At 44.7% G+C, this 22658-nt stretch carries 24 protein-coding genes; 20 read left to right on the top strand and 4 right to left on the bottom strand.

The window, feature by feature from the left end; translation table 11 throughout:
• The first annotated feature begins 59 nt into the window (after positions 1 to 59).
• From ftsA to C4K46_RS02000, 9 genes are all read left to right on the top strand, one after another.
• Positions 60 to 1445 carry a cell division protein FtsA gene (gene ftsA / locus C4K46_RS02040; protein WP_209626853.1) on the top strand — a complete coding sequence of 462 codons (1386 nt, stop codon included), beginning with the start codon at positions 60 to 62 and terminating at the stop codon, positions 1443 to 1445.
• An 18-nt stretch (positions 1446 to 1463) separates the two neighbouring features.
• A complete protein-coding gene (gene ftsZ / locus C4K46_RS02035; RefSeq protein WP_209626851.1) occupies positions 1464 to 2735 on the top strand; it encodes a cell division protein FtsZ in 1272 nt (423 codons plus the stop codon).
• A 1-nt stretch (position 2736) separates the two neighbouring features.
• Entirely contained in the window at positions 2737 to 3408 is a 672-nt protein-coding gene (locus tag C4K46_RS02030; RefSeq protein WP_209626849.1) for a YggS family pyridoxal phosphate-dependent enzyme, read from the top strand.
• Positions 3409 to 3417: 9 nt separating this feature from the next.
• A complete protein-coding gene (locus C4K46_RS02025; protein WP_209626847.1) occupies positions 3418 to 3966 on the top strand; it encodes a cell division protein SepF in 549 nt (182 codons plus the stop codon).
• 1 nt (position 3967) lies between these two features.
• Positions 3968 to 4234 (top strand): YggT family protein, encoded by a 267-nt coding sequence (locus C4K46_RS02020; RefSeq protein WP_209626845.1) that lies wholly within the window; start codon positions 3968 to 3970, stop codon positions 4232 to 4234.
• Entirely contained in the window at positions 4234 to 5025 is a 792-nt protein-coding gene (locus C4K46_RS02015) for a YlmH family RNA-binding protein (RefSeq protein ID WP_209626844.1), read from the top strand. The genes C4K46_RS02020 and C4K46_RS02015 overlap by 1 nt, the downstream gene beginning before the upstream one ends.
• 9 nt (positions 5026 to 5034) lie before the next feature.
• Positions 5035 to 5838, top strand: coding sequence for a DivIVA domain-containing protein (locus C4K46_RS02010; protein WP_209626842.1), 804 nt, complete (start codon positions 5035 to 5037; stop codon positions 5836 to 5838).
• 250 nt (positions 5839 to 6088) lie between these two features.
• Positions 6089 to 8881 (top strand): isoleucine--tRNA ligase, encoded by a 2793-nt coding sequence (gene ileS, locus C4K46_RS02005; protein ID WP_209626840.1) that lies wholly within the window; start codon positions 6089 to 6091, stop codon positions 8879 to 8881.
• Between the two features lie 173 nt (positions 8882 to 9054).
• Positions 9055 to 9501 carry a GNAT family N-acetyltransferase gene (locus C4K46_RS02000; protein WP_209626838.1) on the top strand — a complete coding sequence of 149 codons (447 nt, stop codon included), beginning with the start codon at positions 9055 to 9057 and terminating at the stop codon, positions 9499 to 9501.
• 11 nt (positions 9502 to 9512) lie between these two features.
• Here the strand turns inward: C4K46_RS02000 and C4K46_RS01995 are convergent, their stop codons facing one another.
• From C4K46_RS01995 to C4K46_RS01985, 3 genes are all read right to left on the bottom strand, one after another.
• The gene (locus C4K46_RS01995) at positions 9513 to 9812 is read right to left on the bottom strand and encodes a DUF1827 family protein (RefSeq protein WP_209626836.1); all 300 of its coding nucleotides are present in this window, start codon (positions 9810 to 9812) and stop codon (positions 9513 to 9515) included.
• A 48-nt stretch (positions 9813 to 9860) separates the two neighbouring features.
• Entirely contained in the window at positions 9861 to 10328 is a 468-nt protein-coding gene (locus C4K46_RS01990; RefSeq protein WP_209626834.1) for an NUDIX hydrolase, read from the bottom strand.
• Between the two features lie 148 nt (positions 10329 to 10476).
• Positions 10477 to 12702, bottom strand: coding sequence for an ATP-dependent Clp protease ATP-binding subunit (locus C4K46_RS01985; RefSeq protein ID WP_209627120.1), 2226 nt, complete (start codon positions 12700 to 12702; stop codon positions 10477 to 10479).
• Between the two features lie 286 nt (positions 12703 to 12988).
• Here C4K46_RS01985 and C4K46_RS01980 point away from each other — a divergent pair, with 286 nt between their 5' ends.
• From C4K46_RS01980 to C4K46_RS01930, 11 genes are all read left to right on the top strand, one after another.
• Positions 12989 to 13219: a DUF1797 family protein gene (locus C4K46_RS01980; RefSeq protein ID WP_209626832.1), complete on the top strand. Its 231-nt coding sequence runs from the start codon at positions 12989 to 12991 to the stop codon at positions 13217 to 13219.
• Between the two features lie 581 nt (positions 13220 to 13800).
• Positions 13801 to 14538, top strand: a complete 738-nt coding sequence (locus C4K46_RS01975) for a hypothetical protein (RefSeq protein ID WP_209626830.1) — start codon at positions 13801 to 13803, stop codon at positions 14536 to 14538.
• Between the two features lie 54 nt (positions 14539 to 14592).
• The gene (locus C4K46_RS01970) at positions 14593 to 15273 is read left to right on the top strand and encodes a hypothetical protein (RefSeq protein WP_209626827.1); all 681 of its coding nucleotides are present in this window, start codon (positions 14593 to 14595) and stop codon (positions 15271 to 15273) included.
• Between the two features lie 187 nt (positions 15274 to 15460).
• On the top strand, positions 15461 to 16138 hold the full coding sequence (locus C4K46_RS01965; protein ID WP_209627119.1) for an amino acid ABC transporter permease: 678 nt from the start codon (positions 15461 to 15463) through the stop codon (positions 16136 to 16138).
• A gap of 3 nt (positions 16139 to 16141) precedes the next feature.
• Positions 16142 to 16876 (top strand): amino acid ABC transporter ATP-binding protein, encoded by a 735-nt coding sequence (locus tag C4K46_RS01960; RefSeq protein WP_209626826.1) that lies wholly within the window; start codon positions 16142 to 16144, stop codon positions 16874 to 16876.
• 188 nt (positions 16877 to 17064) lie between these two features.
• On the top strand, positions 17065 to 17919 hold the full coding sequence (locus C4K46_RS01955) for a bifunctional methylenetetrahydrofolate dehydrogenase/methenyltetrahydrofolate cyclohydrolase (protein WP_209626824.1): 855 nt from the start codon (positions 17065 to 17067) through the stop codon (positions 17917 to 17919).
• A complete protein-coding gene (locus C4K46_RS01950) occupies positions 17920 to 18507 on the top strand; it encodes a GDSL-type esterase/lipase family protein (RefSeq protein ID WP_209626822.1) in 588 nt (195 codons plus the stop codon).
• A gap of 85 nt (positions 18508 to 18592) precedes the next feature.
• On the top strand, positions 18593 to 19441 hold the full coding sequence (locus C4K46_RS01945) for an NAD(P)H-hydrate dehydratase (RefSeq protein ID WP_209626820.1): 849 nt from the start codon (positions 18593 to 18595) through the stop codon (positions 19439 to 19441).
• 2 nt (positions 19442 to 19443) lie between these two features.
• Entirely contained in the window at positions 19444 to 20247 is an 804-nt protein-coding gene (locus C4K46_RS01940) for a helix-turn-helix transcriptional regulator (RefSeq protein WP_209626819.1), read from the top strand.
• Positions 20248 to 20276: 29 nt separating this feature from the next.
• A complete protein-coding gene (locus tag C4K46_RS01935) occupies positions 20277 to 20693 on the top strand; it encodes a VOC family protein (RefSeq protein WP_209626817.1) in 417 nt (138 codons plus the stop codon).
• 9 nt (positions 20694 to 20702) lie between these two features.
• Positions 20703 to 21056, top strand: coding sequence for a TfoX/Sxy family protein (locus tag C4K46_RS01930; RefSeq protein WP_209626815.1), 354 nt, complete (start codon positions 20703 to 20705; stop codon positions 21054 to 21056).
• Between the two features lie 34 nt (positions 21057 to 21090).
• On the opposite strand, the gene C4K46_RS01925 is transcribed toward C4K46_RS01930, so the two are convergent.
• Positions 21091 to 22590, bottom strand: coding sequence for a PTS transporter subunit EIIC (locus C4K46_RS01925; protein ID WP_209626813.1), 1500 nt, complete (start codon positions 22588 to 22590; stop codon positions 21091 to 21093).
• Positions 22591 to 22658: the final 68 nt, after the last annotated feature.

Below are 22658 nucleotides of genomic sequence, written 5' to 3'. Positions count from 1 at the left end.
ATATTTTTTAGAGCTATTAGTTAAAGTGAGGAACTCGGAAGATAGAGAGGAATGATGTAATGGCTAGAAATGGCTTCTTTACGGGATTAGATATAGGAACTAGCTCCATTAAAGTGTTGGTGGCAGAGCATGTCAATGATGAAATGAATGTGATTGGTGTGAGCAATGCCAAGAGTGCCGGTGTCAAGGATGGAATCATTGTTGATATTGAGGCTGCAGCAACTGCGATTAAGTCAGCAATTGCCCAAGCCGAAGAAAAAGCAGGGATTTCCATCAAGGTAGTCAATGTTGGCCTCCCTGCCAACCTGCTCCAAATTGAGCCAACCCAAGGGATGATTCCAGTAACCAGTGATTCAAAAGAAATCACAGATATTGATGTAGAAAATGTTGTTAAATCAGCCCTAACCAAGAGCATGACTCCAGATCGTGAAGTGATTACCTTTATCCCAGAGGAGTTTGTGGTCGATGGTTTCCAAGGAATTCGTGATCCGCGTGGGATGATGGGGATTCGTCTGGAAATGCGTGGTCTTCTCTACACAGGTCCTAGGACTATCCTTCATAATTTAAGAAAGACTGTTGAGCGGGCAGGTGTCCAAGTAGAGAATATTATCATCTCTCCACTTGCCATGACCAAGTCAGTTCTAAATGAGGGAGAACGTGAGTTTGGAGCAACCGTTATTGATATGGGTGGCGGACAAACAACCGTCGCTTCCGTTAAGGGACAAGAACTACAATATACCAACATCTACCAAGAAGGTGGAGACTATGTAACCAAGGATATTTCCAAGGTTTTAAAAACCTCTCAAAAGCTGGCTGAAAGCTTGAAATTTAACTACGGTGAGGCCTATGTGCCAGCTGCTAGTAATGAGAGCTTCCAGGTCGAGGTGATTGGTGAGATTGAACCGGTTGAAGTAACCGAGTCTTACTTGGCAGAAATCATTTCTGCTCGGATTAAGCACATCTTTGAACAGGTCAAGCAAGACTTGGACAGACGCCATCTGCTCGATTTACCAGGAGGTATTATCATCATTGGTGGCGGAGCTATCATGCCGGGTGTGATTGAACTGGCCCAAGAAATTTTTGCAGTTCCAGTCAAGCTTTATGTTCCTAACCAAATCGGAATTAGAAACCCAGCCTTTGCCCATGTAATCAGCCTATCTGAATATGCTGGTAACTTGACCGATGTGGACGTTTTGGCCCAGGCTGCTGTCCGGGGTGACGAGGCTCTACGTCGTCAACCAATCGACTTTGCTCGTCCACTGCAAAATCAGCAAATCATCAGTCCTTCACGTTTCGTTTCCCAAAATGAGCCAGCTCCTGCTGAGCCAGAAAGAATCGAAGTTCCAAGTGAAATCCCTCTTCCTCAACAGGAAGTAGAAGAAGAGGAAAAACCTGCTAAGTTTACAGATCGTGTGCGGAATCTACTTGGCAATATGTTTGATTAAAGGAGAAGGTAATAAAATATGACATTTTCATTTGATACAGCTGCTGCTCAGGGAGCAGTCATTAAAGTTATCGGTGTCGGTGGCGGTGGTGGTAATGCCATCAATCGCATGATTGACGAAGGTGTTTCCGGAGTTGAGTTTATCGCTGCAAACACAGATGTTCAAGCCCTAAGCAGCGCCAAGGCAGAAACCGTTATTCAGCTCGGTCCTAAGTTGACTCGCGGACTGGGTGCCGGAGGTCAGCCTGAGGTTGGTCGTAAGGCAGCCGAGGAAAGCGAAGAGGTCTTGACCGACGCCTTGAGCGGTGCGGACATGGTCTTTATCACTGCTGGTATGGGGGGAGGCTCTGGTACTGGAGCAGCTCCTGTTATCGCTCGGATTGCTAAGGGCTTGGGAGCCTTGACCGTTGCGGTGGTTACTCGTCCTTTCGGCTTTGAAGGAAGCAAGCGGAGCAACTTTGCTATTGAGGGAATCAATGAGCTCAGAGAGCATGTCGATACTCTGCTGATTATCTCCAACAATAACCTCCTAGAGATTGTGGACAAGAAGACTCCACTTCTGGAAGCCTTGAGCGAGGCAGACAATGTTCTGCGTCAGGGTGTCCAAGGGATTACCGACTTGATTACCAGTCCAGGTCTTATCAACCTTGACTTTGCAGATGTGAAGACAGTTATGGCCAACAAGGGGAATGCCCTGATGGGAATCGGTCTTGGTAGCGGGGAAGAAAGAGTGGTCGAGGCAGCTCGTCGCGCTATCTACTCTCCTCTGCTTGAAACAACCATCGATGGAGCAGAGGACGTTATCGTCAACGTTACCGGTGGTTTGGACATGACCTTGATTGAAGCAGAAGAAGCTTCTGAATTGGTCAACCAAGCAGCAGGTCATGGAGTGAACATCTGGTTGGGTACAGCCATTGACGAAAGCATGAAGGATGAAATTCGCGTCACCGTTGTTGCGACTGGTGTTCGACCAGATCGGGTAGAGCAGGTCAGCGGTATCCGGACTCCCCAAGCTAGTCGTCCTCGTCCAACAGGGGACCAACATCGGGAAAGTTTGACAGACCGTGCCTATGAGCGCAACTTTGACTTGACCGAAAAGGTTGAAGTGCCAAAACCTAGCCGGCGCCGTCAAGAAAAACCACAAACTTCTGCTTTTGGTGAGTGGGACCTTCGTCGAGACAGCATTGCTCGTCAGACAGAGCCTAGCTCAAGCCCAACTGTTGAACGCTATACAGAAAGTTCAACAGACGATGATGAACTAGAAACACCACCATTTTTCAGAAACCGTTAAAATGGATTTAGAAAAAAATAAAAAGGAAGTCTTTGCCTCTGTTGAGGAGGCTTGCCGTAAGGCGGGACGACCAGAAAATTCGGTAAATGTTGTAGCTGTCACCAAATATGTTGACAGCTCTACTGCTAAGAGGCTAGTTGCGACAGGAATCCAACATATCGGGGAAAACCGAGTGGATAAATTCCTGGATAAGTATCAGGTCTTGGCCGCAGAAAATCTAACCTGGCATTTGATTGGTAGCCTTCAAAGAAGGAAGGTCAAGGAGGTCATCAACTATGTGGATTACTTTCATGCCCTAGACTCCATCAAGCTAGCCAAGGAGATTGACAAACGAGCAGACCATGTGATTAACTGCTTTTTACAGGTAAATATTTCCCGCGAGGCAAGTAAGCATGGTTTTTTAGTGGAAGAGTTAAACCAAGTTTTACCAGAATTGGAAAAACTAGAAAAGATAAGGATAGTAGGTCTGATGACCATGGCACCGATTGATGCCGGTCCCCAGGATTTAAGTGAGATTTTCCAAGGAGCCAAGGACCTACAAAAAGAATTACAAAGGAAACAGTTAATAAATATGCCCTTTTCTGAAATCAGTATGGGGATGAGCCGAGATTACAAGGAAGCAATTGCCCATGGCTCAACTTTTGTCAGAATTGGGACAGCATTTTTTAAATAGGAAAGAACCATGTCATTAAAAGATAGATTCGATAGATTTATAGAGTATTTTACAGAGGACGGTGATGGACCTGAGACGCAGGTTACCAACAATCAGCCGCCAAAAATTCAGGAAGAAGTAAAGCAACCAGTAGCTGCCAGAGAAGGCAAGCCTAGTCAGCTAGCAAGAGAGCCACGTCCATCTGCCGCAAGCAATGAGAACATCACTCGTCTCCATGCTCGGCAACAGGAATTGGCCCGCCACCGGACAACTACGGATGAGAAGATTACCATCGATGTACGCTACCCTAAAAAATACGAGGAAGCGACCGAGATTGTCGATCTCCTGATTGCCAATGAGAGTATCCTGATTGATTTCCAATATATGACTGAAATTCAAGCCCGTCGTTGTTTGGATTATCTTGATGGTGCCCGCTATGTCTTGGCTGGTAATCTGAAAAAGGTTGCCAATACCATGTATCTCCTGACTCCAATCAATGTAGTCGTTAATATTGAAGACATCAAATTGCCGGATGACCATCAGGCCAGCGAATTTGATTTCGACATGAAGCGTAGGTAAGATGTTTTTTATCATTCAACTTTGTTATAATCTACTTCGTCTTTACTCGCTGCTTTTTCTGGTCTACGCCCTTTTATCCTGGTTCCCAGGAGCCTATCAGACCGGCTTTGGACGCTTTGTGTCCTCTTTGACCGAGCCTGTCCTTAGACCCTTTAGGCGCTTGAACTTACAGTTTGGAGGCTTGGACTTTACAGTTCTAGCAGTGATGTTCTTTCTTAATATTTTAGGCGAGTTTTTAATTCGTCTACTCTATCTATTCCTGTTCTGATGGACGAAAATAAGAGACTCTATCAACATTTTTCCCAGCAGGATGCAGCCTTTGTGGACCAGGCCTTGGAAATGCTAGGACGGGTAGAGGAGCGTTACAGTTTGGAAGTAAGCTCCTTTATCAATCCTCATCAGGCCCAGATATTAGTCAGTTTGGCCAATAAGCAAGGTCTAAAGTCCTTTGTCAGCAGTGACTATTTCCCTAGTGAATTAGTCAAAGTTCTGGTGGCTCCTAGCTATTATGAGCTGGATTTGACTGATTTTGATATTAGCCTGCTGGAGATTATTTATGCCAATAAGTTCCAGCAGCTGACTCATTCACAAATCTTGGGGACCCTGATTAACCAGTTGGGAATTGAACGGCGCGTCTTTGGAGATATCTTAGTCAATCAGGGCCGGGCCCAGATTTTCGTTGATCGGAAGTTTAGCCAATTTTTTATTGACCAGGTCCAAAAAATTGCCAAGACTTCGGTCAGACTCAAGGAAGTAGACTTAAAAAATCAGCTAGTCTTGGTTAGGAAAAGCGTGACCAGAGACATTCTGGTTTCTAGTCTGCGTTTGGACAAGCTCCTTGCTAGTAGCTTTAAGCTGTCTCGCAAGTTGGCTAGTCAACTAATCGCTGCCAAGGAGGTCAAGCATAATTATGTGGTAGCCACCAATCCCAGCCTGCTCGTTGGCCTGGATGACTTGGTTAGCGTAAGGAGATATGGAAGATTTAAAGTTATAAAGGAAAATGGCTTCTCAAAAAGCGGGAAGCATAAATTAACTGTTGAAATATTATCTAGTAAATAAGGAGAAAATATGGCCATTTCATCATTAGAAATCAAGGATAAATCTTTCGGTGTCAAATTCAGAGGATATGATGTTGAAGAAGTAGATGAATTCTTGGATATTATTGTTCGTGATTATGAGGACCTTGTCCGCAGTAATCATGAGAAGGAAGCGCGAATCAAAAACTTGGAAGAGCGCTTGACCTACTTTGACGAGATGAAGGACTCTTTGAGTCAATCAGTCTTGATTGCCCAAGATACGGCTGAAAAAGTGAAGCAGGCAGCAACTGACCGCTCTGAAAATATCGTGCGTCAGGCTGAGCAGGACGCCCAGCACTTGCTGGATGAAGCCAAGTATAAGGCTAATGAAATCCTGCGTCAAGCAACGGATAATGCCAAACGAGTGGCTATTGAGACAGAGGAGTTGAAGAACAAGACTCGGGTCTTCCATCAACGCCTCAAATCAACGATTGAAAGCCAGTTGAGCATTGTGGATTCTTCTGATTGGGAAGAAATTCTTCGTCCGACAGCAACCTATCTTCAAACCAGCGATGAAGCCTTCAAGGAAGTTATCCAAGAGGCTCTGGGTGAGGCTGCTATGGCTCCTGAGGATGACCAGGTGGATATGACCCGTCAATTCTCACCAGAGGAGATGGAAGAGTTGCAACAAAGAATCGAGGCAGCTAATCGTGAACTAGCTGAAACCCAGGCCTTTGAGCGTCTGGATCAGGCTGTTTTGGCAGAAGCGGCTGCTCAAGCCCAGGCCGAATTTGAAGCAGCACCTGCTGTTGATTCTTCAGACCATGAAAACAAGGAATCAGTTGATATTCTATAAGCTGTAAAAACAAGAGCTTGGTAAAATATTTCTAGCGAGTAGGTGATGGTGGAAGACCTGCAATCCCTTTTAGCAAGCTTATCCTTTTGCAGTAACTGAGACTCTGAAAAAGAGTAGGAGTCGACGGTTGACTACCGTTACCAGTCTAGAGGGGAAAATATATTTTTCCTAAACAAAGGTGGTACCACGAGTTTTCGTCCTTTTTGGAGCTCGGGTACTTTTTTGTTAGTAAAAAATTGTGAGGATAAAGATGAAATTAAAAGAGACACTCAATCTAGGTAAGACGGCCTTTCCCATGCGGGCAGGCCTTCCCAATAAGGAGCCAATCTGGCAAAAAGAGTGGGACGAGGCTAAACTCTATCAAAGGCGGCAGGAGTTAAATGAAGGGAAACCTCATTTTGTCCTGCATGACGGCCCTCCCTATGCCAATGGAAATATCCATGTTGGCCATGCCATGAATAAGATTTCTAAGGATATTATTGTCCGGTCCAAGTCCATGTCTGGCTACCAGGCTCCCTATATCCCAGGTTGGGATACTCATGGTCTGCCAATTGAGCAAGTCCTGGCTAAAAAGGGTGTCAAACGCAAGGAGCTAGATTTGGTCCAATACCTAGAGATGTGTCGGGACTACGCCCTGTCTCAGGTAGACAAGCAAAGAGAGGACTTTAAGCGTTTGGGGATTTCAGGTGATTGGGAAAATCCTTACATCACCTTGAAACCAGCCTATGAGGCAGCTCAAATCCGAGTCTTTGGAGAAATGGCCAAGAAGGGCTATATCTATCGGGGAGCCAAACCAGTCTACTGGTCTTGGTCATCTGAATCAGCCCTAGCTGAGGCGGAAATCGAATACCATGACTTGGTCTCTACCTCCCTCTACTATGCCAACAAGGTCAAGGATGGTAAGGGAGTCCTGGATACCGACACTTACATCGTTGTTTGGACGACCACCCCATTCACAATTACAGCTTCACGCGGTTTGACCATGGGACCTGATTTTGAATACCTAGTGGTCGAACCAGCAGGAGACGACCGTAAGTTTGTGGTAGCTGCGGCTCTCCTTGCTAGCCTAGCAGAACGCTTTGGCTGGGAATCGTATCAAGTGCTTGCTAGCCACCTTGGTAAGGAACTCAACCATATCGTGACCGAGCACCCATGGGATAGTGAGGTAGACGAGTTAGTCATCTTGGGTGACCACGTTACTCTTGATTCTGGTACTGGTATCGTCCATACCGCGCCTGGTTTTGGTGAGGATGACTATAATGTTGGAGTTGCCAATGGTCTAGAGGTTGCAGTCACCGTTAATGAGCGGGGAATCATGATGGACAATGCCGGTCCTGACTTTGCCGGTCAATTCTATGACAAGGTGGCACCGACCGTTATTGAGAAACTAGGAGACCTACTCCTGGCCACTGATGAAATCACTCACTCCTACCCCTTTGACTGGCGGACGAAAAAGCCAATCATCTGGCGGGCTGTTCCCCAGTGGTTTGCCTCCGTATCTAAGTTTCGTCAAGACATTCTAGATGAGATTGACCAGGTCAAGTTCCATTCAGAATGGGGTCGGGTTCGTCTTTACAATATGATTCGTGACCGGGGCGATTGGGTCATTTCCCGCCAGCGGGCCTGGGGAGTTCCTCTGCCAATCTTTTATGCAGAAGATGGTAGTCCCATTATGACTGAGGAGACAATCGAGCATGTAGCCCAGCTCTTTGAAGAGCATGGTTCTGTTGTTTGGTGGCAGAAAGAGGCCAAAGAACTCTTGCCTTCAGGCTTTAGCCATCCAGGCTCCCCCAATGGCGAATTTAGCAAAGAAACAGATATCATGGACGTCTGGTTTGACTCAGGTTCCTCCTGGAATGGGGTAGTCAAGACTCGGCCAGAATTGACCTATCCAGCTGACCTCTATTTGGAAGGGTCAGACCAGTATCGGGGTTGGTTCAACTCTTCCCTGATTACCTCGGTTGCTGCTAATGGCATCGCCCCTTATAAGCAAATTCTCTCCCAAGGCTTCGTCCTAGATGGTAAGGGAGAAAAGATGTCCAAGTCACTGGGCAATACCATCCTACCTTCTGATGTAGAAAAACAATTTGGAGCAGAAATTCTCCGTCTTTGGGTAACTTCTGTCGACTCAAGCAATGATGTCCGGATTTCCATGGATATCTTATCCCAAGTTTCGGAAACCTACCGGAAGATTAGAAATACCCTGCGTTTCCTGATTGCCAATACAGCAGATTTCAACCCTGCTGAGGACAAGGTGGATTTTGAGGACTTGCGGCCTGTAGATAAGTATATGACCATTCGCTTCAACCAGCTAGTAGCGACCATTCGTCAAGCTTATAAAGACTTTGATTTCCTAAGTATTTATAAGGCCCTGGTTAACTTTATCAATGTAGACTTATCCGCCTTTTACCTAGACTTTGCCAAGGATGTTGTCTACATCGAAGCAGCCAAGTCCCTAGAGCGGCGGCAGATGCAAACTGTTTTCTATGATATTTTAGTAAAAATTACGAAATTGTTGACGCCAATTCTGCCACATACAGCAGAGGAAATCTGGTCCTACTTGGAGCATGAGCCGGAGGACTTTGTCCAGCTATCTGAATTGCCAGGAGCGGAAAAGTTTGCTGGTCAAGAGGAAATCTTGGATGCTTGGTCTGCCTTTATGGACTTCCGCGACCAGGCTCAAAAGGCCCTGGAAGAAGCCCGCAATGCCAAGCTAATCGGGAAATCCCTGGAGGCTCACCTACTGGTTTATCCTAAGGAAGTAGTCAGGACCCTATTGGGGGCTCTTGATAGCAATATCGCACAGCTTTTGATTGTCTCTGAGCTGACCATTGTGAATGAGCCCGCAGCAGCAGATGCTCTGGTCTTTGATGAGGTTGCCTTTAAGGTAGAAAGGGCCCAAGGAGAGGTCTGCGACCGTTGTCGTCGAATCGACCCAACAAGTAGCCAGCGGACCTATCAGGCCCATATCTGTGATAACTGTGCCGCCATTGTGGAAGAAAATTTCCCTCAAGCGGTTGCTCAAGGCTTTGAAGAAAAATAAGCTTTAAAATTCTAGCCTAGTTGATACAAAAACAAAAACTCCCTCTTTTAGAATGGGCTCTCCTAAAAATATATATTTTGAGAGCTAAAAGTTGGGAGTTTTCCTTATAATAAATAGTTGGCTACTTGCTTAGCCAAGCTTAATAAGCAAGAAAGTCTAAAAAGGAGCAAGTCATGTGGTATGTAAAAAAACTAGAGCAGCTGACTAGTCGAGAATTTTATGACCTCTTAAAGTTACGCATTGAGACCTTTATTGTCGAGCAGGAGCGAATTTATCAGGAGTTAGATGAGCAAGACCTGCTGGCTCTTCATATTTTTCATAGGGATGAGGCAGGCAAGCTCGATGCTTATGGCCGTCTTTTTGAAGATGGGGAGGACCTGGTTTTTGGTCGTGTCCTAACCAGTCTAACTAGCCGGGGGCAGGGTCTCGGTGGCCAGTTGGTGGAAAAAATTCTGACTGAGGCAGAAAGGAGATGGCCAGGCAGACAAATTCGGATTAAGGCCCAAGAACAGGTAGTAGGTCTCTATCAAAAATATGGTTTTGAGATTAGCGGTCCTTCCTTGATTCTTGAGGGGACGCCCCACCTGCCCATGATCTATAAAATAAAAAATAAGCCTTAGAGCTTATTTTTTTACTTTATAGGAATAGAAATCTCAATCAGTTTATCTGCATAAATGGTCTTGATTCCAGCCGCATCAATTTCCTTGGTATCTACTTTTCTTTTGAGGAAAAATTCACGAATTTTTTCGATTTCTTGTTCACGAATAGCCCGGTGCTTATTGGCAATCAATATTTCATAGTGGCGCGGGGCCTGGGTGAAAATCACATCGGTATTCCCAGCCGAATAGGTCTCAACTAAGGAAGCATCGGTACTTTCTAACTGGCTTTGAACGAGTCGAGCATGGCTATTGGTCGTGTTGATGAGCTTCATATCATTTCCTCCTCTATATAGGCTACTTCTATTATAGCATTTCTAGGCTTATTTGTGCAATTCTTCTGGCAGAGAATGTTGTTTTTTCCACATTTGAATGCCCCATTTATGGCTATCTCTCTTGAGCTGGTCGATGGCTTGGTCGATTGGAAACCAGGCTAGCTGGTTGAAGTCTTCCAGCGGCTCTTGACTCTTTTCAAAAGAGAGGACTTCATAGATGTAGGCAGGGTTGTAGAAATAGCTATCTCTATGGCGGGAATAGAAGTATTCATCAGCCTGGCCATAGTAGTGGCCAATTTGGGCTGTAAAGCCTAACTCTTCAATCAATTCTCTTCTAAGGGCTTCTAGATGATTTTCGCCCGCTTCAATCTCGCCTCCTGGTAGGAACCAGGCGCCATTAGGGGCCTGGACTAGGATAATTTTTTCATGCTGTGGATCGGGAATGACCGCATAGACGCCATAACGACTCTTATAGTCAGCCCCAGGGACCTTTTGACCGAATGTTGGATGACTCATGGTTTCTCTTTTCTGGATTTACTTTACTGGTATTATAGCAAAAAATAGGCCAAAAGCCTATTGAAAAGCTATTTTGACTAACCTTTTGTTTGGTTAGCTGCTAGAAAAAACCTTTCCCAGCCAGGCTGAGAAAGGTAAATTAGTCGGGCTAGACAGACTGGGTTTCAGGGTCTAGCTTTTTTGCGGCCTTAATCGAAATTTTCCCATTGCTAGTCATTCCAGCCTTGAGTCTTTTTTCTTGAGGATTTTCTAAGTAGAAGTCGGTAATACTATCTTCGATATGCTCCTGAATGGTCCTTCTCAGCGGCCGGGCTCCCATGGTCGGATCATAGCCCAAATCAACTAGTTTTTCCTTGACCTTATCGGTCACATCTAAGTGAATACCATTGATAGCCAGACGGTCATTGACATCTTGAAGCATGAGGTTGACAATTTCCAGCAAGTTTTCCTTGCTGAGGGCACTGAATTCGATGATTCCGTCAAAGCGGTTCATAAACTCTGGGCTAAAGAAATTATTTAACTCACCTAGGACAGACTTGGTTCGGCCTTCTCTAGCAGCTCCAAAGCCGACATTGGCCTCAATCTTTCCAGTTCCAGCATTGGAGGTCATGATGATGATAGTGTCCTTAAAGCTAACTGTTCGGCCCTGGCCATCGGTCAGGCGGCCGTCATCTAGGACCTGTAAGAACATGTGCATGACATCTGGATGGGCCTTTTCAATCTCGTCTAAGAGAATGAGTGAGTAGGGATTGCGGCGGACTCTTTCGGTCAATTGGCCAGCCTCATCATAGCCGACATAGCCTGGAGGAGCTCCAACGAGCTTGGCCACACTATGTTTTTCCATGTATTCACTCATATCAAAGCGAATCATGCTATCAGCCGAGCCAAAGAGCTCGATGGCCAACTGCTTGGAGAGTTCGGTCTTACCGACCCCGGTCGGGCCGACAAAGAGGAAGCTACCGATTGGTCGATTAGGATTGCCCAGACCGACCCGATTGCGGCGAATAGCCTTGGCAATCTTATCAACAGCGGGATCCTGGCCGATGACATGGGCCTTGAGATCGCTAGCCAGGTTGACCAGTTGCGACTGTTCTTTCTCCTTTAAATCACCCACAGGGATATTGGTCTTTTGCTCAACGATACTTTCGATTTCCTTGTCGGTGATAATCGGTGTATTTTGGTCATCGACTTGAGCCTTTTGCATTTCCTTATACTTGGCGATTTGATCGCGGAAGTAGGCAGCCTTTTCATAGTCCTCATCTCTGGTAGCCTGGGCCTTGAGATTTTCAGCCTCAATCAAACGCTTGTCAATCTCTTGGGGATCCACAAAGTTGAGGGTGAGGTTCATCTTGGAGCCCGATTCGTCCAGGAGGTCGATAGCCTTATCAGGCAGGAAGCGATCTTGGATATAACGGTTGGAGAGAAGGGCTGCGGCCTTGATGGCCTCATCTGTATAGCGGACATGGTGGTAGTCCTCATAGCGTCTTTGAATGCCCTTGAGGATGGTAATGGTTTCTTCTACGCTAGGTTCATCAACCTTGACCGGCTGCATTCTGCGTTCTAGAGCAGCATCTTTTTCGATGATTCGGTATTCATTGAGGGTGGTGGCTCCGACCAGTTGGAGCTCCCCTCTAGCAAGGGCTGGTTTGAGGATATTTCCTGCATCCATACTTCCGTCACTAGTTGCGCCTGCCCCGACAATTTCATGGATTTCATCAATGAAGAGGATGATATTTTGGTTCTGACGGATTTCCTCCATCAGTTTTTGCATTCTCTCTTCAAACTGTCCCCTAATCCCAGTTCCTTGGACCAGGCTAACCACATCTAGGCGGATAACCTCTTTTCCTTGGAGCTTGTGGGGCACGTCCTTGTCGACGATTTTTTGGGCTAGGCCTTCAACGACTGCCGTTTTACCAACTCCTGGCTCACCGATTAGGACAGGGTTATTTTTGGTTCGGCGGTTGAGAATTTCGATGACTCGGGTAATTTCCTGGTCCCGACCAATGACTGGATCAATCTCTCCCTTGCGGGCGATGTCTGTGATGTTGATTCCAAACTCATCGAGCAGGCCCTTGGCTCTGCCTGCTTGGCTAGGACCATGGTTGTCATGATGACCACCGCCAGCACCGCCTGTTTGTGTGGGAGGAGTTGGCTCGGGTCTTTCTTGATTGGCTTGAAAGTTTTTAAAGAAATCCTCAAAAGGATCCATATTTTGATTGTTCATATTGGTCAAACCACTCAAAAGGGAGTTGTTGGGGTCTGTTTTCATGATTTGGTAGCAATTTTGGCAGAGGTCAACCTGCTGTTTACGACCATTGACATTTGTATAGAGATGAATCGTAGATTCGTTGATTTTACAATTTTGACAAAGCATCATTCTACCTCTTTCTTTCGCATAATCAAGCGACTCTTCCTTTGGTCAAGAATAGTCAAACTTTATAAATTCATTATATCAGTATTCTTAGACAATGCAAGTAGAAAGCTTTAAAAGCTAGGAGATTTTTTGCCAAATGTCCGTCAGAAGATGAAAAAATCAGAAAAAATAGCCTTTTACTAGTATTTCCGCTTCTTTTTATGGTAAAATAGAAGCATAAATGAGTTCGAGTGTATATCTCGGAGAGGTAAAGAACTACCTCAATAAAGAAAGTAGGAGAACAAAAATGGAATCACATCTAGTAAGAATTATCAACCGCCTAGAAAGTATGGCTAATGATGGTGGTAGTTTGAAGAGAAACTTTGAGCGTGATGGGATTGTTGTAGCGGAAGTAGCCTATAACTATGATGAGGAAAATGGTTCGGTCTTTACCCTGCGTGATGTGGAAGCGCGTGAGACCTTTACCTTTGATAGCATCGATTTGATTGCGATGGAAATCTACGAATTGTTGTATTAAAAAATAAATATCGGAAATAGCTTTGCATTTGCAAAGCTATTTTTGTGGTTTTAGAAGACGATTCCCGTGCATGGCTAATCAATCACTAAAATAGACAAAACAAATCATTTTGTTTCAAAATAGAATAAGGACTCTTGACAAAGAAAACGCTTACATGATATATTTTAGTAGGATATGCTAACTATGTTTAATACACCAATATGTAAAGAGAGGAGGGTTATTGCTTTAAGTCTATTAAACTAAGGAGATTTTAGATGTTTATAGGAGAAAATTATGTTAGTTTTAAAATGAATAAGTTATTTAGCTATCAGCTTATTGCTTATAATTTCTAGTATATTGCCCAGTAATGTTATATATGCAAATCAAGTAAATGGAGATGATACAATAAATAAAATTCTTTCTAGCACATATATAGTGAATCTTCTTTAAAAAAATTTGGGTTAAGCCTGAATGATTTTAATTCTTTAAGCCCAAAGGATAGTAAATTTCATAAAGAATTACAAGAATATATAGATAATCCCAATCATCAGATATTAGAGAATAATGAAGAATATCGAAAAGAAAAAGAAGCTGCTCAAAATATGGTTGAGCGTTGGGAATATGCCCTTGATATGGCAAAACTAAATATGAATAGAGATTCAAATGCAAAAAATTTTGAAAAAGAAGCTGCATATATGTATCTATCCCACTTTGTAGATATAAAATCTGGAATACTAGAAAAACCTGTTCCAGAATACTCAAATGATATCTATTTCAGCGCTTGGATTGTAAATGATGATAGACGTACCTATGATACCTATCTAAAAGGAATACAACAAGGAGAAGCTATTTACAATGGTATAAATGCGATAAGGACATTGAATGGTTTAGTAAAAGGAACTGAAAAGCTGATTGATATTGCTAAAATTGAGAAGCTTGATAATGTAACTGCTCTCAGAGCTTCTTTGTTATCAAGTAAACTCCATGAGAGCGGGAAAAATCTATATAAACATGCTCAAACTTTTAAAGCATTATATGAGTCCTGTTCAAGTGTAGAAGAACTTATATCCACTTTTCGTAAGAGCACGAAATTAGAAGATTACGATGTAACAATCAGAGAAAGTCTAACAACTGATATACTAGATTTCTTGTTAAACTCTACTGCTTTTTCTATAGGACTTGGAAATACCACAATTTCCAGTTTAGGGGTAATGTCAACAAATTTATTTCTTAAGCTATCGAAAGATTTAATTGACAAATACCGTTGGATAGCCCTTGTTCAGTATAATGATATGCGTGTTAGCCTTCGCATGATGCGCTTTTATGGTATGGAATACTAGTTATATTTGAGCAGATTAAATTTTTAATCTGCTCCTTATTTTAAAGGAGAAAGTATGAACAAACATGCTTGCAAACATATCTTGTTTAAGGGGGAAGAAAAGTATATCATTTGTCCTGACTGCGGTCAAGTGATTGCAGAAAATATGCCCAAGGATAGCTATCTCAAAGCCCAGATTATCAAGCGCAGCCGTAAATACAAGAACTGGCTCAAACGAAAATATTTTATCTTTTTTCTGACGGGCGGACCGATTTTACTATTCTACCTCTTTCCGTTTTTGGAAAATTATTTTTTCATTAAATATGGGATTAAAGGAACTCTATCTTTCCAGTCTGGCTGGGACAGTGGGTATGCTTTTATGGAAGTTTCAGAGGTTTTGTTCTTTCTCTTTTGTATTTTAGTTTTACCTGAGTGGGATAAAAGAAAATCCATTCCGACCTGGCATCTACAAAAAATAGCTCCTTCTCTATGTCACTCATGGATTTACTGGCTATTAAAGCTCTTATTATATGTTTGTTTTTATTATCTATTCCATAAACTCTTGACAATTTATTTATATGAAAGAGAAATGGAGGGATTTAGGTATACGCTAGATTTAGACATGAGAAAGCGTATTGCTTACGTATATGTTTACCTCTCCCTCCAACGCTTCAATCTTGGTCTAGGAGTTCTACTGGTTCACAACCTCTGGCAATGCTTTTATCAGCGCCTAGCCATACATGTCAATCGTTTGTAATGAAAATTTAATCATGGTTTCCTGGCTAAGGGCTGGCTTGACTTAGGGCTATCAGCTCAAAACATCAGTCAGCAATCAAAGTCACTAGTCAATAGCTTTGCAAGGACAAAGCTATTTTTATGTTACTATTTGTATTTTTATACATTTTATGATATAGTAGTTAAAATCTTTTTTTGGAGGGCTGATGATGGATTTTTCTTTTTTACCGAAATACCTCCCCTATTTTAACTATGGGGCTCTGGTTACCCTACTTGTTTCTATCTTGGTAGTCTTCTTTGGAACCATTCTAGGAGTTTTGCTGGCTTTTGCCCAGCGCTCGAAGTTTCGACCGCTCGTTTGGTTGGCTAATACCTATATCTGGATTTTTCGGGGGACACCCATGATGGTACAAATCATGATTGCTTTTGCGCTCATGCACTTTGATGCCCCAACCATTCCCTTTGGGGCCCTGGGGCTGGACTTGACTAGGCTTTTACCGGGGATTATTATCATCTCCATGAATACGGGGGCCTATGTGTCAGAGACGGTCCGGGCAGGGATTAACGCCGTTGCCAAGGGCCAGCTTGAAGCGGCTTACTCTTTGGGGATTCGGCCTCACCTTGCCATGCGCTATGTGGTTCTCCCCCAGGCCATCAAGAATATTCTACCAGCCTTGGGAAATGAATTTGTTACCATCATCAAGGACAGCTCGCTGCTTTCAACCATTGGGGTCATGGAGCTCTGGAATGGGGCGACAACTGTATCAAACAGTACCTATCTGACCCTGACGCCCTTGCTTTTTGCGGCAGGCTATTACTTGCTGATGACCAGTCTTTTAAGCTTGATTTTGAAGGCCTTTGAACAGAAGTTGAGAAAGGGGGAATAGGGTATGACAGAAATCCTGTTAAAGGTAGACCAGCTGCACAAGTCTTTTGGGAACAACGAGGTTCTAAAAGGGATTGATTTGGAAATTGCTAGGGGAGAAGTTGTAGTGATTATCGGTCCTTCTGGGAGCGGGAAGTCAACTTTACTGCGTTCTCTCAATGGTCTGGAAGAAGCCAGTCAAGGTCGGGTGATTTTTGAGGGGCTGGATATTACCGATAAGGAGAACGATCTCTTTGCTATGCGGGAAAAGATGGGCATGGTCTTTCAGCAGTTTAACCTCTTTCCCAATATGACAGTGCTTAATAATATCACTCTGTCCCCGATTAAGACCAAGGGCCAGACCAGGGAGGAGGCTGAAGAGAAGGCCTATGATTTGTTGGACAAGGTCGGTCTACCTGATAAGGCCAAGGCCTACCCACGAAGCCTCTCGGGTGGTCAACAGCAACGGATTGCTATTGCGCGGGGGCTGGCCATGGATCCGGATGTTTTGCTGTTTGATGAGCCGACCTCGGCCCTGGACCCAGAAATGGTCGGTGAGGTCCTAACTGTTATGCAGGACTTGGCTAAGTCAGGTATGACCATGGTTATTGTCACCCATGAAATGGGCTTTGCGCGTGAGGTTGCAGACCGGGTTATCTTTATGGACGGGGGTGTAATTGTTGAAGATGGTAGTCCCCAGGCGGTCTTTGAAGAGACCAAGGAGGAACGGACACGAAATTTCCTTAGCCAGGTCCTCTAATCATTAAGCAGGACTTAGCGGTTTTGGTCGCTACACCTAGCCAAGGCTCAAGTGACTTTGTCTTGGCTTTTCTTGCTCTTAGCTCTGGCTGACCAGGCCCTTATAGCCCTTTATAGAAAAAGGCTATAAGGCAAGAGGGGGAATTTTTGATATAATGGAGGGGAAACAGAAGAAGAAATGAGAAGCTTATGGCAAATATTATTGATGGACGTGCTTTAGCAAATAAATTACAGGTCAAACTAGCACAAAAAACAGCCCAGCTCAAGGCTGAAAAGGGCTTGACCCCGGGAATTGTCGTTATTATTGTAGGGGACAATCCTGCTAGCCAGGTTTATGTGAGAAATAAGGAGAGGGCAGCTATTGCGGCTGGTTTTAAGAGTGAAATTGTCCGACTCCCCCTATCAACCAGCCAGGACGATTTAATCTTTTTAATTACCAAGTATAATTTGGATGCCAACTGGCATGGAATCTTGGTCCAGCTCCCCCTACCAGATCATATTGATCCTGAGGCGGTTTTATTGGCTATTGATCCTGAAAAGGATGTGGACGGCTTTCACCCTATCAATATGGGACGGCTCTGGAGTGGTCACCCGGTCATGATACCTTCAACGCCAGCAGGGATTATGGAGATGTTCCACGAATATGGGGTTGAGCTAGAAGGAAAGAGGGCGGTCGTCATCGGACGGAGCAATATTGTGGGTAAGCCCATGGCCCAGCTCCTTTTAAATAAGAATGCCACAGTGACCTTGACCCATTCGCGGACCCACCACTTAGCAAGAATTGCCAGTCAAGCGGATATTTTGGTGGTGGCTATCGGGCGTGGCCATTTTGTGACCAAGGACTTTGTCAAGGAAGGCGCGGTGGTCATCGATGTCGGTATGAATCGCAATCAAGAGGGAAAATTTATTGGTGATGTCAAGTTTGACGAGGTGGCAGAAAAGGCCAGTCTGATTACTCCCGTACCTGGTGGCGTTGGCCCCATGACCATTACCATGCTGATGGAGCAGACCTATGAAGCGGCTGTGCGGAGTTTAAAAAATTAAATGTATATTCACATTACGGGAGACAGTTTATCGGCTCGTTTTGAAGGTTATGAAGAGCCAATTTTAAATCATTTGCTTAAACAAAAGATAGCAGATTTGCAAGTTATAAATACGGCTGTTCCAGGCAATAATACTCGTGACTTATTGGCGCGGTTGGAAGCAGACATCTTGTCTCAGTCGGCAACAGATTACTTATTTCTTTTGATTGGAGCTAATGATTTAGCAACTCATAAGCAAGTTCCTTTAATGGAGTTTAAAGAGAATTTGCTCGAGCTGATTTTGCAGTTTCGAGAGAAATTTCCACATACAAGTTTGTGCTTGATTTCTCCACCACCTGTTGATGAGAGTAAGCAAGAATATCGGAAAAATTCAATTATTGAAGAATATGTAAAAACGATGCAAGCGGTGGCTCTTGATACAGATTGTGCCTTTCTCAATCTATACCAGCTTTTTCTCAACCATACTGAGGAAAATTTGGTAACATTGATGACGGGACTAAAAAATGACGGCTTACATTTTGGGCTGAGAGGTTATCAAATTTTAGCTGATGCTATCTATCAACAAATTCAATCAGAAGCAAAAACCTAAGCTCAGCTCAGGTTTTTTGTTGGAAAGGACTTTCTTGCTGAAAGCCCTTTTCTTTTGTGGTAAAATAGAGAAAAGAGGCAAAAATATGAAACAGCTAGTAGATAAAAAAATTTTAAATGAGGTCATTGAGGAGCGCTCAAAAGACAGTCACAAGGGGAATTATGGGCGTTTGCTCTTGATTGGGGGCACCTATCCTTACGGCGGAGCTATTATTATGGCAGCCTTAGCAGCTGTTCATAGTGGTGCGGGACTGGTGACAGTGGCGACAGACAGGGACAATATCCCAGCTCTCCACAGTCATTTGCCTGAGGCTATGGCCTTTGATGTCAAGGATAAGGACAGGCTAAAAGAGCAACTTGCAAAAGTTGATATTATTTTGCTAGGGCCAGGTCTGGCTGAAGATGATCTGGGTTTGGAGCTCCTTGAAACCGTGCTTGGGCAAGTCAAGGAACAGCAAATCTTGATTTTGGACGGTGGTGCTATTTCCCTCTTTAGCAAGGTCACTCTCCCCCTTCCCCAAGCCCAAACGATTTTTACGCCCCACCAGAAGGAGTGGGAGCGACTGGGCGGCTTGGCTCTTGCTGAACAGCTTGATACTGCCAACCAAGAGGCGGTCGACCGCTTTGCTCCTGGGACCATTGTTGTGCAGAAAAAGCCTGGAACGACTCTTTACCAAAGCGGTGTGGTGGACTGTTATCAAATCTCGGCTGGTGGTCCTTATCAGGCGACAGGCGGTATGGGTGATACTCTGGCGGGTATGATTGCCGGCTTTGCAGGGCAATTTTCTAAGACTAGCCTCTTCAAGCGGGTGCTAGCTGCGACCTACTTGCATTCGGCAATCGCAGATGAGCTCTCGCAAAAAGCCTATGTGGTTCTTCCGACGGATATTAGCCGCAAAATTCCTAGCGCCATGAAAAAAGTGACGGAGGAGTAAGGATGAGCAAAGAAAAAATGGAAGAAGTGGCGACTTATCTGAGTCAGCATTTTCAGGAAGATTTGGCCTTGTCAGAACTCGCCCAGCAGTTTCATTATAGCCCTTTTCATCTGTCGCGGACTTTTAAGAAATATCTGGGCTGTACAATCAAACAATATATTGAGGCCTTGCGGATTGGGCGTGGCATTCGGGAAATCATGGAGGAACAGCAATCGGTGACCGCTACTTCCCTGGAGGCAGGCTATGATAGTTTGGGGAGTTTTTCCAATACTTTTAAGCGGCACACAGGCGTCTCCCCTAAAAAATATCAGCGAGAATCTCGGCTGGCTTACGATTTTTTAACCAAGCAGGTAGCAAAGCAGGGGGTCTTGTTGCATCAGGATGCCAACTTGTCTAGCCAAAATGAGCTGACTGTTGAGGTCATTTATCCTCCAGATTACCAACCTCGCTTGACCTGTGTCGGGCTTTTCAAGGCGCGTTTACCCAAGGAAGTACCGGTGGTTGGGGCAGTTTTGGCTGGTCAGAGGTCTTTTACCTTTAAAAATGTCCCCGATGGTCCATATTATCTCTTGGCTTGTGAGTTGCTGGAGGACTTACGTTTGACCAAAAATTATGTCTTGGAGCACAATTATCGGCAGGCTAGCGATGAGGCTTTGTTTTTTGAAGGAAATAGCCGGCTAAGTCAGCAGTTGCTGATGCGCCGTCCCTTGCCTAGTGACCCGCCGATTACAGTTAATCTGCCTGTCTTAGCGAGACGTTCGCTCGTCCAACAAGCGCAATTAAGAATAAGAAAATTCCTCCCTTGAATGCTAGACTAGTATTAGGAGGAAAGAAAATGACAAAAATCAATGTTTTTCTAAATTTTAATAATCAGGCTGAGGAAGCCATGGGATTTTATGCAGAGCTCTTTGAGAGCGAGATTTCAGGCATCTCTCACGTCAGTGACCTGCCCAATGCGGTGGATTTTCCTAAGGAGGTTCAGGATAAGGTCTTGTGGTCAGAGCTTAAGCTGGAAAATCTAGACTTGTACGGCTGTGATACGGGGATTTTTGGAGCAATCGCCGCGCCCGTCTCCACTATTCCCAACCAATACCTAAACCTGATGTCGGAAAGTCGAGAGGAAGCCGACCGCCTCTTTGCCAACTTGAGTGAGGGCGGGCAGGTTTTGGTGCCGCTGGAAGTCCAGTTTGGTGGCTACTATGCCCGTCTGGTGGACAAGTACGGTATCGGCTGGGATATTTACACAAGCTAAGGAGAAGCTATGGTTTACAGCCAAAGGCTAGCGCAGGAAGTCCGTAGCTTGTTAGGGCAAAAGCTAGAACCGGCTGTCTTTGAAGAAGAAGTCACAGAAAAGCAGATGTTTGGTGGGCTGGCCTTTATGATTCGAGGGAAAATGTCGGTCTGCATTAGTGGTCGAGCCGGAGTTGAAGTCATGGTCAGAATTGGCAAGGACTTGCAGCAAAAAGTCATGCCAAGGCAGGGTGTCAAGGTCACTGTGATGAAAGGTCGACCCTATCAGGGTTACCTTGACTTGGATTACGAAGGACAAAAGGACTTGTCCTATTGGCTGGATTTGGCCTTGGACTACAATAATGAACTCACTAGCAAAAAGTAACAAAACCTCTGAGACAAAGTCTCAGAGGTTTCTTTTATTCTTCGCGTCCTAAAATCTGATTGATTTCCTGGCTGTAAAGGATGGCTTTACTGCCATAAATCGCTTGGATACCACCTTGGACATCAAGGACGGCAGTAGCACCGATTTGCTTGAGCTGGTCTTGCTTGACCAGTTTGCTATCTTTGAGACTGACCCGCAAACGTGTGGCGCAGGCTGTCACATCTTCGATATTGTCGGCAGAGCCCAGCGCTGTGATGATTTCCTGGGCTTGGTCGTAGAGATTGCTCTTTTTGCTAATCTCAGACGGAGCTACATTATCAGCTAGCATGCCGGGAACGGCTACCTTAAACTTGGTCACAAAGAATTTGAAAACAAAGTAATAAAGGGCAAACCAGGCAGCACCCAGTGGCAGAACTAAGAGCCAGTTGGTGTGGCTATTGCCTTGGAAAACACCGAAAATAAGAAAGTCAATCAAGCCACCGGAGAAGGAATTTCCAATCCGAATGGACAATAAATCTGCTGCAAAGAAGGATAGGCCGTCCAAAAAGGCATGGATGACATAGAGCCAAGGAGCTACAAACAGGAAGGAAAATTCAATCGGCTCGGTAATTCCTGTCAAAAGAGAGGTCAGAGCCGAGCTGGAGTAAAAGCTAGCATTCTTCTTGCGATTGCTCTTGGGAATGGAGTGGTACATGGCCAGGCAGGCCGCAGGTAAACCAAAAATCATGGTGGCAAAGCGCCCTGCAAAAAAGCGTGTTCCATAGGTGAAAAGGCCTGTGTGATTAGGGTCGGCTAGCTGGGCAAAGAAGATGTTTTGCGCCCCTTGTATAGTCTGGCCTGCAACCTGTTCGCTACCACCTAGAGAGGTGTACCAAAACATGGGATAGATGGTATGGTGTAGCCCAAGGGCCCCAGTCAAGCGGAGGAAGAAACCGTAGAAGAAACTTCCGATTGACCCCATGGCTGCTATTTTTTGACCGAGGACGACCAGGCCTCCCTGAATGGGCGGCCAGATGAGATAAAAGGCACTAGCGATGAAAATAGCTGCAAAGGCTGAAACAATGGGGATAAAGCGTGGTCCACCAAAGAAGCCTAAAAAAGAAGGGAGTTCAATCTTTCGATAGTGGTTGTGGAGATAGACCACCACTAGGCCGATAACTAAGGCTCCCAGCACTCCCGTATCAATCTTGGCATCCTTGGCTGCAAATAGCTGCAAGTAACCGCTGATTGTAGCGGTGAAGACCAGGTAGGAAACGGCGGCTGAAAGGCCGGCTGTACCCTTATCAGCCTCGGCCAGACCTACGGCTACACCGATTGCAAAAATTAGGGCGATATTGGCAAAGACTGCATTTCCTGCTGTACTCATAATGGTGAAAATAGTTTGCAGGACTTGATTATTCAGAGCTGGGAACTGGGCAATGGTATTGGTATTGGACAAGGCCCCTCCGATACCGAGCAGCAGTCCAGCAACGGGGAGAATAGAAATTGGTAGCATAAATGCCTGACCAAGTTTTGAGAATTTTTTGAAATTCATAAGAAACCTCACTTTAAAGAAAGAATAGGTATAGGTAAACGCTTACAATATTATTATAAGTTTTTTGG

This window comes from Streptococcus oricebi (assembly GCF_017883985.1).
GTDB lineage: Bacteria > Bacillota > Bacilli > Lactobacillales > Streptococcaceae > Streptococcus > Streptococcus oricebi.
This window is presented reverse-complemented; position numbering and strand designations above follow the sequence as displayed.